Below are 14,162 nucleotides of genomic sequence, written 5' to 3'. Positions count from 1 at the left end.
CGCTAGCATAACCCACCAAGCAAGTGCTAGGTTGGGCGCATGGCGCAGACCTCCGTACTCGCGAGTCTCCCCACGATCACGACGCCGGCCGCGTTGCACCACGCCGCCGAGAGCTGGACCGACGGTATCGCCATCGTCGACCGCCAGTGGCACGATTCGTCTCAACCGAACGTGGAACTGACGTGGGGACAGTTCCGCGACGCGGTGCGCGCGTTCGCCGCCGCACTCGTGGCCTCCGGCATCGAGGCCGGCGACCGGGTCGCCATCTGGTCGCCCAACAGCTTCCACTGGCCGATCGCCGCCCTGGGCGTCCACCACGCCGGCGCGACGCTGGTCCCGCTCAACACCCGCTACACGACGGGTGAGGCGATCGAGATCATCGAGCGGTCCGGCGCACGCGGGCTCGTGGTGTCGGGAGAGTTCCTCGGCACCGACCACACGGCACAGCTCCTCGACGAGCACCGCGACCGACTGCCCGGCCTCGTCGTCCGCGTCCCGCTGACGAGCGACGCCCCGGCCCCCGACGGCGCGGTCGACTGGCACGACTTCCTCGACCGGGCCACCGACGACGCGCTCGCCGAGGCGGATCGTCGTGCCCACGCGGTCTCCCCCGACGACCTCTCCGACATCCTCTTCACCTCGGGGACCACCGGAAAGTCCAAGGGCGTCATGGCCACTCATCGGCAGACGCTGTCCGGTTCGCACGCGTGGGGAGCCAACGGCGGCCTGAATCCCAGCGACCGCTACCTGATGGTGAACCCGTACTTCCACACCTTCGGGTACAAAGCCGGGATCCTGCCGTCGGTGTTGTTCGGGGTGACGATGCTTCCGCTGGCGGTCTACTCCCCGTCGGATGCGATGAAGCTCGTCTCCGACGAACGCGCCACGGTCTTCCCCGGCGCGCCGACGATCTTCCAGACCATCCTCGACGACCCGAAACGCGCCGAATTCGACCTGTCGAGCCTGCGACTCGTGGTCACCGGCGCGTCGATCGTTCCGGTCGTGCTCGTCGAACGGCTCCAGTCCGAGCTCGGCATCGAGACCGTCATCACCGCCTACGGGCTGACCGAGGCCAGCGGTTTCGTCTCGACGTGCACACCCGACGACGATGACGAGACCGTCGCCAACACATGCGGGCGGGCGTTCGAGGGCATGGAGATCAAGCTCGGCGAGAACGGCGAGGTCCTCGCCCGCGGCGACATGGTGATGGTCGGCTACCTCGACGACCCGGAGGCCACCGCCGCCACCATCGACGCCGACGGCTGGCTGCACACCGGCGACATCGGGACCATCGACGAGAACGGCAATCTCAAGATCACCGACCGGCTGAAGGACATGTACATCTGCGGCGGGTTCAACGTCTACCCCGCCGAGGTCGAGCAAACGCTCGCGCGGCTCGACGGCGTCACCGAGTCCGCGGTCGTCGGCGTTCCCGACGACCGGCTCGGCGAGGTCGGGCGCGCCTACATCACCGTCCGCGACGGCGCCGACCTCACCGAGGAGAAGGTCATCGCCTTCGCCAAAGAGCACCTCGCGAACTTCAAGGTCCCGCGGTCGGTGGTGTTCGTGGATGCGTTCCCGCGCAACGCCTCCGGCAAGATCCTCAAGCGCGAACTCGCCTGACCCGCGTTTCGTAGAAATGGTGGGCGCTATGCGCCCTTCTTTTCTACCGATCGCAGGCGGAGGGCGTTGCGGATCTGGGCGAGCACCCACTGGGGACGAGCCGTGAGGTCGCGCCAGGTGAAGCGGAGGACGATCCACCCGTTGGCGACGAGCACGTTCTGCCGGGTGCGATCGTTCTGAAACGCCTTGGCGTCACTGTGGAACGCCATGCCGTCGATCTCGACGGCGACCTTCTGATCGGCGAACGCGATGTCGAGCAGGTAGCCGCATGCCGGCACGTTGGTCCCCCACCCGACCAGGGCCGACGTCCGCAGGAGTCGCACGGTCATGCGCTCGGCCTCCGAGCGGGCGCCCGACGACATCACCTCCAGCATTGCTCGCGCACGTGGCGACCCGCGGCGGCCCGCGTTGCGACGCTGCACGGCGTCGAGATCAGCGATCGTCACACGCTTGTTCAGCAGAGCCGAGTCCATCACCTTCACCCCGATGTCGACCGACGCATCGAGGACGGTGAGTTCGCAAGTGGTGACGGCCAATCCGTCGATCTCGGTGAGATCTCGAGAATCCACGGACCGGTGCCACACCGTGGCGCCGTCGAGAGGATCGCCGTGCCGGCCCCGTGGTGCGACGACGCTGACGACCTTCGGAGCCTCTCCGACGAGACCGTGCCACCAGGCGGCAGAGCCGCTGACCAACGCGGCGCCGGGGCCGGCCCGCAGAACCGCGAGTCGCGCGGTCATGCGATCGTCGATCTTCCGGTCGGCGACGCGGAACACTCCGCGCGACACACGTACCCACTCGCCCCTGCCGACCCGGTGGCGGACGGCATCGTTGGTGACGCCGCAGCCGCGAAGTTGGGCGGTGGTGAACACTCCGTCGTGGTCGGCGATCATCGCCCACAGGTCCTCAGGCACGACCTTCAGACGCGCGCCACCACCCGGCCGGTTCCCGCACCCGGCGATCGGTAGAAATCAGCGGGGAATGACGTCCACTATTTCTACGAAATCCCGGGCGTCAGGAGCGCGGCTTCACCAGCGGGAACAGGATGGTCTCACGGATGCCGAGACCGGTGAGCGCCATCAGCAGGCGGTCGATCCCCATGCCGGTGCCGGTGGTCGGGGGCATGCCGTACTCCATGGCGGTGAGGAACTCCTCGTCGAGGACCATCGCCTCGTCGTCGCCGGCGGCGGCGAGACGGGCCTGGTCGACGAAGCGCTCGCGCTGGATGACCGGGTCGACGAGCTCGGAGTAGCCGGTGGCCAGCTCGAAGCCGCGGACGTAGAGGTCCCACTTCTCGACGACGCCCGTGACCGAGCGGTGCGAGCGGACCAGCGGCGAGGTCTCGACCGGGAAGTCGCGCACGAACACCGGTGCCGACAGCTTCTCGCCGACCATGTGCTCCCACAGCTCCTCGACGAGCTTGCCGTGGCCGTAGCCCTTGTCCTTGGGGACCTCGAGGCCGACGCGCTCGGCGATCGCCAGCAGTTGTTCGACGGTGGTCTCGTTCGGGTTGCCGGCGGGCACGATCTCCTCGCCGAGAGCCTCCGACAGCGACGGGTACATCTCCAGCGAGGTCCACTCGCCGGACAGGTCGTAGGTCGAGCCGTCGGGCATGGTCGGCTCGAGCGTGCCGAGCGCGGCCTGCGAGACCTCCTGGACCAGCTCGCGGATCATGACCGCCGAGTCGTCGTAGGTGCCGTAGGCCTGGTAGGTCTCGAGCATCGCGAACTCGGGCGAGTGGGTGGAATCCGCGCCCTCGTTGCGGAAGTTTCGGTTGATCTCGAAGACGCGCTCGATGCCGCCGACGACGCAGCGCTTGAGGAACAACTCCGGCGCGATGCGCAGGTAGAGGTCCATGTCGAAGGCGTTGGAGTGCGTGACGAACGGGCGTGCCGCCGCACCGCCGTGGATCGTCTGCAGCATCGGGGTCTCGACCTCGAGGAAGCCGCGACGGGCGAGCGCCGCACGCAACTCGGCGATGACGGTGATGCGGGTGCGGGCGATCTTGCGGGCCTCGGGACGCATGATGAGGTCGACGTAGCGCTGGCGGACGCGCGTCTCCTCGTTCATCTCCTTGTGTGCGACGGGCAGCGGACGCAGGGCCTTCGACGCCATCTGCCAGTCGTCGGCCATCACCGACAGCTCACCGGTGCGGGAGCTGATGACCTCGCCGGCGACGTAGACGATGTCGCCGAGATCGACCTCGGACTTCCAGCGGCCGAGGGCCTCCTCGCCGACGCCGTTGAAGCTGACCATCGCCTGGAGCTGGGTGCCGTCGCCCTCCTGGAGCGTGGCGAAGCACAGCTTGCCCTTGTTGCGCAGGAAGATGACGCGACCGGCGACGCCGACGTGCTGACCGGTCTCGGTGCCGGCCTCGAGGTCGGGGTAGGCCTCGCGGATCTCGCGGAGGCTGTGGGTGCGCGGGATCGAGACCGGGTACGCCTCTCGACCCTCGGCCAGGATACGCTCGCGCTTCTCGCGGCGAATGCGCATCTGCTCGGGGGTCTGATCGGCGTCCGCGTTCTTCTCGGCCGCGGTGGTGGCGGCGCTGGTCGGGCTCTCACTCACCCCACGAACACTATCGGGGCCGGTCACCGACCCCCAAACCGCAGGCCGGGGTGTGACAGCGACGACAGCGTGGGCGGCGTCGACGAGCTCTGGCGCGCCACGGTCCCACGCCGGGACTCTGCGGCCCGCTCGAGTGCAGGCTCGGGCGTGGATCAGTTGTTCTCGTGGGCGGAGACCAGCGCGAGCTCGTCCGGGCGAATCCGGCCGTTGACGCCGGCCTGGCGCATCCGGCGGTGGCCGCCGACGACGAACACCGCGTTCCGGATGCCGCGCGCCTGCAGGTGCCAGGCGAGCCATTCGGCCTCGTGGCCGTCCTCGCTGACGAGGATCCAGCGCGAGTCCTCGCGAGCGGCCCGGAGGGAATGGTCGGTGCCCGGGGTGAGGCGGTCGAGGACCTCGGCGGCGTCGATGGCGAGCGCCCCGAACAGAGCGCCGTCGATCTGGCGGCGGCGGTGCGAACGAACGTCGACCGGGATGGCACCGGCGGCGACGGCCTGCGCGTACTCGCTCACCTGAAGCGAGAGCGGGGCGGCTGGGGCGGGTGCGACGGTGGGCTCGGTGGCCGCGAAGACGGTGCCGGACAGGACGGGAGAGAGAACCGAAGCGGTCATGGTGAGGGATTCCTCGAATGATCGAAAACGAGCAGGGAGCGCGAAGGAGGGCTACCGCATAGTGCGGAACTAGCCCTGACAACACTCCTGACAGCTCTTGATCACGGCGACGAGTATGCCACAGGGCGCACCCCCTGACCAGACCGATGTGGGCGTCACCGCATCGGGGGTTGCCAATCCTGAACCCGACGCATCTGCGCGTCGGCCACGGCGTCGGGCACGACCTTCATGGCGGTGTCACGCAGCCACACCACCGGCGCCGAGCGCCATTGCCCGACGCGTCCGATGGCCGCCGCCCGCCGGGCGATGCGCTGCGTGCGCGGTCGCCGCAACCGGTCGTACTCCCGCAAAGCCTCCTCCACACCGGCCCCGGGACGTGCGAGCAGTGCGGTGAGGGTCGCGGCGTCCTCCATGGCCTGGTTCGCGCCCTGCCCCAGGTTCGGTGTCATCGCGTGCGCGGCGTCGCCGACGAGAACTCGGCGGCCGTCGGCGAAGGACCGCAGCGGGCGGGCGAGCTCCTCGATGGGCAGGACGCCGACGGCGTCTGGGTCGGTGGCGTCGAGCACTTTCCCGACCGACCGATGCCATCTCGAAAACCGTTGCCGCACTTCGTCGATGCCGCCAGGAACTGCATCGCGCGGATGGTCGGCGGTAGCGAACCAATAGACGTGCCCGTCGGGTAGCGGCGCGATGCCGAAGCGCTGTCCACGACCCATGGACTCCCCCGCCCCGTCGAGCTCGACGGGGCGCGCGGTGATCGCCCGCCAGGCCACGTAGCCGCTGTAGGACACCCCCGGGTCCTCGGTGACCGCCGGCCGCACCCGACTGCGCAGACCGTCCGCTCCGACGATCAGATCGCAGCCGTCGATCGACGTGCCGTCGTCGAGCACGACACCGCGGGCACCCACCTCGCGCACACCGGTTCCGGTGCGCACCTCGACACCCGATCCGAGCCCGTCCAGCAGCGCCTCGTGGAGGTCGCCACGACGCACCACTCGGAGGTCTGCGAGCGCCTCGGCGGAGAACCGGGAGAGCCAGGTTCCGTCGGCCCGACGGGTTCCACTCACCGTGGGCGAAACCCCGGGCGGGTCCGGCACGACACCACGCAGCCCCAGCGATCCGAGAGCTCGCAACCCGTTGCCGAACAGGCTCAGACCCGATCCGCCGCCGCGGACCTCCGGCGCCCGCTCGAGGAGGATCACGTCCGCGCCGAGCGACTCGAGTCCGGCGGCCGTGCACAGGCCGGCGATACCCGCGCCCACGATGACCACTCTCATGTCCGACCTCCCGGCCTCGTCTTCTCCACTCGGAGAAGACGATAGCAGATATGCTTCTCCATGTGGAGAAATCGTCAACCGGACGTTCGACGCGCGAGGCACTCCTCGACGCCGGGGTCGAGCTGATCGGCGCGCGCGGGGCGCGACAGGCGTCGACGCGGGCCGTCGAGGACGCGGCCGGGGTTCCCCACGGCAGCATCCGCCACCACTTCGGCGGCCAGGCCGGGTTCCTCGCCGCCCTCGTCGAGCACGTCTTCGCCCTCGACGTCCCCGCGCCGGGCGAGTCTCCCCGCGAGGCGATCCGACGCTGGCTCGGCCCCGATCGGACGCGTACGCAGGCTCGTTACGAGCTGCTTTTGCTGGCCACGCGGGACCCCGAGCTGCGGGCGCGGATGGTCGCCGGGCGCGATCGCTTCGTCGCCCGGCTGGTCGACTCCGGGTTGCCGGAAACCGAGGCGCGGCAACTGGTTGCCGCGGTCGACGGTCTGGTCCTCGACGCACTGCTGCGCGACGAGGACGGGACCGGCGACGCATACGACCCCGCGCGGTTATTCGACGCGTTCCCCCGGGCCTGAGCGCCGACCGGCCGGTCGTGCCGTTACTGCGGCGCGGCGAGGTCCGCTGTCCCGGGACCTACTTCCGCCGCGGATTCGCCTTCGCGCGTTCGTACACCAACCGCAGGCCCTCGAGAGTGAGGTGCGGGTGGTGGTCGGTGAGCGACCGGCACTCGTCGAACATCAGCGGTGCCAGGTAGCCGGTGGCGACCACCGTGACGTCGTCGCCGTCGAATCCGGGGACGGTGTCGCAGACGCGGTCGACGAGGGCGTCGACCTGGCCGGCGAAGCCGTACAGGATGCCCGACTGCAGCGCCTCGACGGTGTTCTTGCCGAGCACGCTGCGTGGCGGCATCAACTCGACCTTGCGCACGGTCACGGTGTGCTCCGACAGCGCCTCGACCGCCAGGTTCACGCCGGGCGCGATGGCCCCGCCGAGGAACTCCCCCTTCGCCGACACCGCGTCGACGACGGTCGCGGTGCCGAACGCCACGACGATGCACGGCCCACCGAACTCGTGATGTGCGGCAAGGCAGTTGGAGACGCGGTCGGTGCCGACCTCCTTGGGGTTGTCCACCAGCAGCGGGACCCCGGTGCGCACCCCCGGCTCCAGGAGCACGTGCGGCCCGTCGCCGAAGTAACGCGGCAGCATGACCCGCAGCTCGCGCAACAGCGACGGCACGGTCGACAGCGCACTGACGCCGGTGACCTGCTCGATGTCGGGGCCGAGCGTGCCGCGGAAGACCCACGCCAGTTCGTCGGCGGTGTAGTGCGGGTCGGTGTGGATGCGCCAGTCCTGCACCAGCCGTGCATGATCCCCGGAGCCGGCGAAGGCGCCGATGTGGATGTTGGTGTTGCCGACGTCGACGGTGAGCAACATGGGGTGTCGTGCCTGCCCGTCCGTCAGGCCGTGGCGTCGGCGAGAACCGGCTCGGGATGACGCGGGTCGAGCAGACCCGATCCCTCCGGCGCGTGTGCCGGGTCGTCGCCCGATTCGAGGATGCGGTTGCGCTCGTCGACGAAGACCACGTTCGGCGAGTAGTCCTTCAGCTCCTCCTCGTTCAGCATCCCGTAGGCGATGATGATCACGAGGTCGCCGGGATGGACGAGATGTGCTGCGGCGCCGTTGATCCCGATGACGCCGGTACCGCGCTCGCCGGCGATCGCGTAGGTCACCAGCCGGTTGCCGTTGTCGATGTCGACGATCGTGACCTGCTCGCCCTCGAGGAGGCCCGCGGCGTCGAGGAGGTCCTGGTCGATGGTCACCGAGCCGACGTAGTGCAGGTCCGCCTGGGTCACGGTGGCGCGGTGGATCTTCGAGGTCATCATGGTTCGCAGCATTGACTACTGTCCCTTCTCGGACCTGGAGGCGGTTCCGGAGAGTTCTTCCTGGAGGGCGTCGAGGCCGCCGATCGTGACCCCGACGTTGTCGATGAGGCGTGCGGTGCCGAGCCGCGCGGCCACCAGGAGACGCCCCGGCCCCTTGACCGGAGGCTCTTCCAGGTTGCGTCCGCGCAGCACCAGGTATTCGACCTCGATCTCCGGCACGGTCGCCAGAACCGCCTGTGCCGCAGCGACGATCGCGTCGCGACCGCCCTCGGCGGCATGGGCGCCCGCGACGAGCGCAGCCGACAGCGTGGTGGCCAGCGCCCGCTGCTCGGACGTCAGGTAGCGGTTGCGCGAGCTCATCGCCAGCCCGTCGGCCTCGCGGACGGTCGGCACGCCGACGATCTCGACGTCGAGGTTGAGGTCGTTGACCATCTGGTTGATGAGGATGAGTTGCTGGTAGTCCTTCTCGCCGAAGTACGCCGCATTCGGTCCGACGATGTTGAGCAGCTTGAGGACCACGGTGAGCATCCCGGCGAAATGCCCTGGGCGAGAGACCCCGTCGAGGATCTCACCGGTATCGCCCGGGTGCACCATCGTCCGGCGGCCGTTGGGATACATGTCGGCCGCGGACGGGGCGAAGACGAGTTCGACGCCCTGCGGTTCGAGCAGGGCGAGATCGGCCTCGAGGGTGCGGGGATAGGCCTCGAGATCCTCGTTCGGGCCGAACTGCAGCGGGTTGACGAAGATCGACACCACCACGACCGTGTTGGCCTTCGCCTTGGCCATCTTGACCAGTTGCAGGTGCCCCTGGTGCAGCGCACCCATGGTCGGGACCAGCACGACCCGCTTGCCCGCGGACCGCAGGGCGCGGGTGACCCGCGACAGCGTCGCCGGGTCGTGGTGCACGGTCAGCTGACCGGACTTGTAGGAGGGTGCCTCCTGGGACGGGACACTCACGGCATCTCCTTTGATCGCTGGAGTCATCACGGGGTTGGTCATCACGCCGACCGTCCTTCGAGGAGGTCGAGCAGCGCACGGGGGGCATCGGTGGTCTCGGCGGCGCGGCGCGCCATCGTCCGGTACGACTCGGCGATCCCGTGCTCGCCGTCGCCGCCGCGGATGGCCCGCAGGGCTTCGAGGTGGCGTCGGACCGCCGCGGAGTCGCCGCGCGCCACCGGACCGGTCAGCGCTGCCGGTCCGAGTTCGAGGACGTTGTTCAGCGACGCCTTCACCAGCGGGGCGAGGATGCGTTCGGCGAGTCGTGCGCCGTGTCCGTCGACGGTGGCGGCGTCGCGGCCGGAGTGATCGATGGCCGCGTTGAGTGCCGCGACCGCGTCCGAGACCAGCGCGATCAGGTGGTTGGCGCCGTGTGCGAGGGCGGCGTGGTACAGGGTGCGGTCGGACTCGGCGATCCGGACCGGTTCGCCGCCCATCTCGAGCACCAGAGACGACGCGATCGCCTCACCCACCGCATCCTCCGCCGTGACGGCGAAGCAGGCGTTGGTCAGGCGCGCGGTGTCCTCGGCGGTGCCGACGAACGTCATCGCGGGATGCAGGGCGAGCCCCAGCGCGCCGCGCGCCGTCAGCGGCGCCAGGATGCCGACGCCGTGCGCGCCGGCGGTGTGGGCGACGATCGTCCCCGGTCGCAGGGCACCGGAGTCGGCGATCTCGTCGATCACCCCTGGGAGCTCGGTGTCGGGGACACTGAGGAGGAGCAGCTCCGATCGTGCGACGACGGACCCGAGGCCGAGGATCTCCGAGTCGGGAAGACGTTCGGCGACGCGGCGGCGGGACGCGGTGGAGCGGGCGACGACGGCACCCACGACGTGCCCGGCCTTCTCGAGGGCCTCCCCCATCGCGGTGCCGACGCGGCCGGCGGAGACGATGCCGACCGTCAGTCGCGCGGGTGCGGGCAGATTGGACGTTCCGGGAAAGGGGTCGACGGGGCGTCGGAGGGTCGCGCCGGATTCGAGGTACACATCATCGCCGAACGCGTCTCCGGCATCTGCGCCGGAGGCGTCTCTGCCACCGGCCTGCCGTGCGAACGGCACGCCGGGGTCACCGGTCGGTGAGGTCACCGCTGTCCTCCGTGGGTTCGTTCCAGTCCCGTCGTCGCCGGGACCGCGCCACGGGAATCGAACTCTCCGAGGCGGCCGCCGGCACGGGTACCAGACGTTGCAGAGCAAGGGTAGGACTCAGGGGACCCCATGCGGCAAATCTGTGACAGGTGTCACTGACACCTCAGGCCTGGCGTGCGGGCTCGCCTGCCTCGTCTCTGCCCTGCCGCGCCATCACCCGCAACACCGCGTCGACGAGCCACAGCGTGAGCACACCCGCGATGATGTCGACGATGTCGCCCAGCGGCGAACGGAATCGCGGCGAGAACGGGTCGAGAACCGGCGACGCGGGGACTCCGAGCCCCTGCCCGACGCCCTCGACGATGGTGTCGACCGGGCTGACCGCCCATCCCTCGTACGAATTGACCGCGAGCAGTCCGATGACCGGGACCGCGAGAATCCACCAGAATTGCCGGCGTCGGGCTATCGACCACGCGACGATCAACAGCACCACGAATGCGGGCATGTGATCGGAACAGAAATCGAGGATCTCGTATTCACCCGAACGAACCAGGACGGGAATCTGACCTCCCCAGAATCCGAGCGCCCCGACCGCGCCCATCGGGACGGCGAACGCCGCGCGGGCGATACTGCGCGACCAGAACGCGAGCACCAGCACCATGTAGACCGGCATCGCCGCGGTGAGGACCCAGATGGCGACGAGGCTCTTCGTCGGGCCGTTGGCCACGTACTCCGCGTGGTATTCGGCGAACGAGGCATCGCTGTTGGCGTCGAAGGTGAAGAGCCACAACACCATTGGCCACCAAGCGAGCAGCGGGAGGAAAAATGCCGCGCTGATGAGGGTGCGCGTCAGAGGCGTGCCCCGCTCGGTGTGGCGGATCGCTGCGCGTGGTGAGCCGGCCCGGTCGGAGAGACCGGGAACACTGCCCGCCAACGCTCCGCCCATATGCCGCAGTGTAGGGCGATCGTCCAAGTCCCACGACCCGATTTCGGGTCAGGTCACAGGACTGGTCCGATCGGATGACGAAATGGGTGGATCACCCGGAATGACCTTGCAGACCGATGGCCGATCACAGATGGGAACAATTCGGAGATAACCGGCCCGAAACCGCATCGACGAGCCATTCAGAACGATACCCGGGCGCGGATCGTCATCCAGATGTGCTTCGGGCCGGGACCATCTTGGATGTTCCCGGCCCGCAAGGCGTCGTGCGTCGAGGTCTGGAGTCAGTCCGCCCGGCGTCGACGACCACCACCGGAGTTCTCGGCCTGCTGACGCAACTGGTTCAGCAACTCCGACGCCGGCAGACCCGCCGAGTGCGCCGCCTCGGTGGAGTCGGCCGCACGACGGCGACGGCCGCCGCTGTACGCGCTCGCCGGACGCCCCGTCTCGTGCCGTCCGGCCGAGCTCAGGAACGGCGGCACCTCCACCTCGTCAGCGTCCGCGGACGACTGGTTCTCCGCGTCCCGGGTCGGCTGCTCCGAACCCGTGCCCGACGCCGCGGTGGTCACCCACTCGTCGGTGGGGGTCTCGTCGTCTGCGAGGTCATCCGACACCGACGCTGCGGACTCCTCCGGCCGGTGATCGGCGTCCTCGGTGTCGACGACCTCCGCGTCGGACACGTCCTCGGCGTCCACCTGCTCCGACGCCGGGGACGCATCGGTGGTCGAGATGTACGGGGTCGGTCCGGTGACCGGACGGTCCGCATCCTGCAGCGGGACCTCGGTCGCGATGCGTCCGGAGATCGGGTCGTCGGTGATGATCGGGATGACCTCGGTCATCTCGTTCGGGTCGACCGGCTCGGCATGGCGACCGTCGTCGGCCGCGGGCGCGGTCGCCGCGAAATCTCGCGCGGCCAGCACACCGTCGTCGTGGTAGCCCGGCTCGTAGGGCGGCACCCCGCCGAACGAGGTGCCGTGGGTGCTCGCACCGGTCCCCGACAATCCCGAGGCCAGCTCGCGCAGCTTCTCGTTGGACAGGGCCGCACGCTGATCCGGCAGCGGTTCGCCGATGAGCATCTCCAGACTCGATCGCAGCGCGAGGACCTGAGCCTTGAGCTCGGAGAGTTCCTCGTTGGCCTCGGCGGTGACCTCCTTGCGGATCGTGGTCTCGACGTCGAGTTCGTACTGGCGGCGGGCGGCGATCTCCCGCTCGAGCTGCAACTCGTACACCAGTCGGAGGTCCCGGCTCTTGGCCTCGGCGCTCTCGGCCTGACGGCGGAACTTGGTCACGAGGATCGCGCCGATCACGGCCGCCCACAGCGCCGAGATGACCGCGAGTGACCCGGTGATCGACAGGCGATCGGTGAACACCATCAGGATGCTCGCGGCCAGCGAGAGCACGATCAACAATCCGAGCAGCCACTGCGCTGCCGACCGCCTGGAGCGTCGCGTGTCGGCGGAACGGCCGTTCGAGGTCGTCATGATCGTGAACTTACCCGTTGTGAGTGCATTCGGACGCCAACCGGGTGCGGAGTTTTGCAGATCGGCAACGTGTTATGCACTGCATTCGCGCCCTTTCCCGGCAACCGTCAGGACCCTCGGCACGGGAGTCGGCGGGATCGCACGCCATGGCCGGATCCGGGCGGTCAGGCCCCCTCGACCGGAGGCGGGTCGTCCGGTGCGCGACAGCAGTATTCGAGCCACATCGCGGCGCCCACGAGCAGGACCCCGCCGATGAGTCCGACGATGGCGGCCGGCCGGTCGTGGTCGGCGGCGGCGACGTCCTGTTGCCCGAGCAGGAAGGTCAGCAGACCGGCCCACACGCCGACCGATATGGCGCCGAGGATGGCGGAGGCCTTGGCGAGCGCGAGAACCCGGGCGGCGGTCAGCGGATGGAGCTGGCCACGTGCCTGCCCGATCTGGTGGGACTCCACGCGCGACCGGACGACGAACGCGATCACGATCTCCAGCGCGGCGAGGACGTACAGCACGACGCCCGCCAGCAACGGCAGCGGCGGGAAGTCGGAGTAGTTGTAACGCACCAGAATCCAGGCGGCGATGCCCGTCACCACGGCGATCAGCAGCAGGTCGCGCAGGCGCGTCGGGCCGAGGCCGGTCTCCTCCTCGTCGCCCTGTCCCGGGGTGCGCGGATCGGGAGAGGTCATGCCCGCCCTCCCGTCTCGAGGCGTCCGACCACCCGGACCGCGTCGCGCTCGGCGGGGTCGAGCTCGGCGACGAGCTCGCGGACCGGACGTTCGCCGGCCGGCGTCCAGAGCGTGGCGTCGGGGTCGGCCTCGAGCCACGGCACGAGGACGAAAGCGCGTTCGGCTGCTCGCGGATGCGGCAGCGTGAGCGTCGGGTCGTCGTCGACGACGACGCGTCCGTCGGTGACGACGCTGATCACGTCGACGTCGAGAGTGCGTGGACCCCAACGGATGTCGCGGGTGCGTTGCGCCGCCTGCTCGAGTTCCACGCCGCGTTCGAAAAAGTCCCGCGCGGTGCCCGGACCCTCGACGAGAAGCGTGACGTTGAGGAAGTCGTCCTGCTCGACGCCGCCCCACGGTGGCGTCGCGTACACCGACGACACCGCCACGAGCTCGTCGGCGAATGCCTCGACGACCGACCTCAGATAACCAAGAGAGTCACCGACATTCGATCCGGCCGACAGCACCGCGCGACTCATCGCATGCCCTCGCGTGTCATCTCATGCCCTTTCGCGACCGGCGGGTCACCACCGCGACGTCGTCGAAGGCCAACGGGACGGGCGCCGACGGCTTGTGCACCACGACCTCGCAGGCGTTGATGCGCTCGTCGTCCATGATCTTCTCCGCGATCTCCGCCCCCACCGTCTCGATGAGGTTCCGCGGCTCGCCCCCCACGATGTCGGCGGCGAGCTGGGCGAGCGCGCCGTAGTCGACCGTGTCGGCGAGATCGTCCGACGCGGCCGCGACCCGCAGGTCCAGCCACAGGGTGATGTCGATGAAGAAGTCCTGCCCGTCGGCACGCTCGTGGTCGAAGACCCCGTGGTTGCCGCGGACCCGGAGGCCGCGGAGCTCGATCCGGTCAGCCATGGTCGCCTCCTGCCGATGACGTCGTGCGGGAGCCGCCGGCCCGCCAGGCCGCGGCGACGGACACCGCGTCGTAGCTGCCGGCGACGTCGTGGACGCGCACGCCCCAGGC

15 protein-coding genes are annotated in these 14,162 nt (G+C 69.5%); 2 read left to right on the top strand and 13 right to left on the bottom strand.

Annotated elements, in window-relative coordinates; all coding sequences use genetic code 11:
• Positions 1–39 precede the first annotated feature (39 nt).
• Positions 40–1,623: a FadD3 family acyl-CoA ligase gene (locus tag GP2_RS16440; protein ID WP_006901661.1), complete on the top strand. Its 1,584-nt coding sequence runs from the start codon at positions 40–42 to the stop codon at positions 1,621–1,623.
• Between the two features lie 26 nt (positions 1,624–1,649).
• Here the strand turns inward: GP2_RS16440 and GP2_RS16435 are convergent, their stop codons facing one another.
• The 4 genes from GP2_RS16435 to GP2_RS16420 all read right to left on the bottom strand — a co-directional run bounded on the left by GP2_RS16435 (position 1,650) and on the right by GP2_RS16420 (position 6,079).
• Positions 1,650–2,537, bottom strand: a complete 888-nt coding sequence (locus GP2_RS16435) for a type IV toxin-antitoxin system AbiEi family antitoxin domain-containing protein (RefSeq protein WP_174320730.1) — start codon at positions 2,535–2,537, stop codon at positions 1,650–1,652.
• A gap of 100 nt (positions 2,538–2,637) precedes the next feature.
• Positions 2,638–4,218, bottom strand: coding sequence for a lysine--tRNA ligase (gene lysS, locus GP2_RS16430; protein WP_040527300.1), 1,581 nt, complete (start codon positions 4,216–4,218; stop codon positions 2,638–2,640).
• A 125-nt stretch (positions 4,219–4,343) separates the two neighbouring features.
• Positions 4,344–4,802 (bottom strand): hypothetical protein, encoded by a 459-nt coding sequence (locus GP2_RS16425; RefSeq protein WP_006901658.1) that lies wholly within the window; start codon positions 4,800–4,802, stop codon positions 4,344–4,346.
• A gap of 155 nt (positions 4,803–4,957) precedes the next feature.
• Positions 4,958–6,079, bottom strand: coding sequence for an FAD-dependent monooxygenase (locus GP2_RS16420; RefSeq protein ID WP_006901657.1), 1,122 nt, complete (start codon positions 6,077–6,079; stop codon positions 4,958–4,960).
• 50 nt (positions 6,080–6,129) lie between these two features.
• Here GP2_RS16420 and GP2_RS16415 point away from each other — a divergent pair, with 50 nt between their 5' ends.
• On the top strand, positions 6,130–6,654 hold the full coding sequence (locus tag GP2_RS16415) for a TetR/AcrR family transcriptional regulator (protein ID WP_006901656.1): 525 nt from the start codon (positions 6,130–6,132) through the stop codon (positions 6,652–6,654).
• A gap of 58 nt (positions 6,655–6,712) precedes the next feature.
• Here GP2_RS16415 and GP2_RS16410 read toward each other — a convergent pair whose 3' ends face one another.
• The 9 genes from GP2_RS16410 to folB form a co-directional block, all read right to left on the bottom strand.
• The gene (locus GP2_RS16410) at positions 6,713–7,513 is read right to left on the bottom strand and encodes a type III pantothenate kinase (protein ID WP_006901655.1); all 801 of its coding nucleotides are present in this window, start codon (positions 7,511–7,513) and stop codon (positions 6,713–6,715) included.
• A gap of 23 nt (positions 7,514–7,536) precedes the next feature.
• A complete protein-coding gene (gene panD / locus GP2_RS16405) occupies positions 7,537–7,974 on the bottom strand; it encodes an aspartate 1-decarboxylase (RefSeq protein WP_006901654.1) in 438 nt (145 codons plus the stop codon).
• 3 nt (positions 7,975–7,977) lie between these two features.
• Complete coding sequence (panC, locus tag GP2_RS16400; RefSeq protein ID WP_169334004.1) at positions 7,978–8,946, bottom strand: pantoate--beta-alanine ligase; 969 nt, start codon at positions 8,944–8,946, stop codon at positions 7,978–7,980.
• A 14-nt stretch (positions 8,947–8,960) separates the two neighbouring features.
• Positions 8,961–10,040, bottom strand: coding sequence for a Rossmann-like and DUF2520 domain-containing protein (locus tag GP2_RS16395; protein ID WP_040527299.1), 1,080 nt, complete (start codon positions 10,038–10,040; stop codon positions 8,961–8,963).
• 163 nt (positions 10,041–10,203) lie between these two features.
• Positions 10,204–10,986 carry a hypothetical protein gene (locus GP2_RS16390; RefSeq protein WP_006901651.1) on the bottom strand — a complete coding sequence of 261 codons (783 nt, stop codon included), beginning with the start codon at positions 10,984–10,986 and terminating at the stop codon, positions 10,204–10,206.
• Between the two features lie 281 nt (positions 10,987–11,267).
• A complete protein-coding gene (locus GP2_RS16385) occupies positions 11,268–12,464 on the bottom strand; it encodes a DUF6779 domain-containing protein (protein WP_006901650.1) in 1,197 nt (398 codons plus the stop codon).
• A gap of 164 nt (positions 12,465–12,628) precedes the next feature.
• Complete coding sequence (locus tag GP2_RS16380; protein ID WP_006901649.1) at positions 12,629–13,147, bottom strand: DUF3180 domain-containing protein; 519 nt, start codon at positions 13,145–13,147, stop codon at positions 12,629–12,631.
• Positions 13,144–13,665 (bottom strand): 2-amino-4-hydroxy-6-hydroxymethyldihydropteridine diphosphokinase, encoded by a 522-nt coding sequence (folK, locus tag GP2_RS16375; protein WP_006901648.1) that lies wholly within the window; start codon positions 13,663–13,665, stop codon positions 13,144–13,146. The genes GP2_RS16380 and folK overlap by 4 nt, the downstream gene beginning before the upstream one ends.
• A 16-nt stretch (positions 13,666–13,681) precedes the next feature.
• Positions 13,682–14,053: a dihydroneopterin aldolase gene (gene folB / locus GP2_RS16370; protein WP_006901647.1), complete on the bottom strand. Its 372-nt coding sequence runs from the start codon at positions 14,051–14,053 to the stop codon at positions 13,682–13,684.
• Between the last annotated feature and the right edge of the window lie 109 nt (positions 14,054–14,162).

The sequence above is a fragment of the Gordonia paraffinivorans NBRC 108238 genome, from assembly GCF_000344155.1.
Taxonomy (GTDB): Bacteria; Actinomycetota; Actinomycetes; order Mycobacteriales; family Mycobacteriaceae; genus Gordonia; species Gordonia paraffinivorans.
The sequence above is the reverse complement of the archived record's forward strand: the minus strand, read 5'-3'. Positions and strand labels throughout refer to the sequence as shown.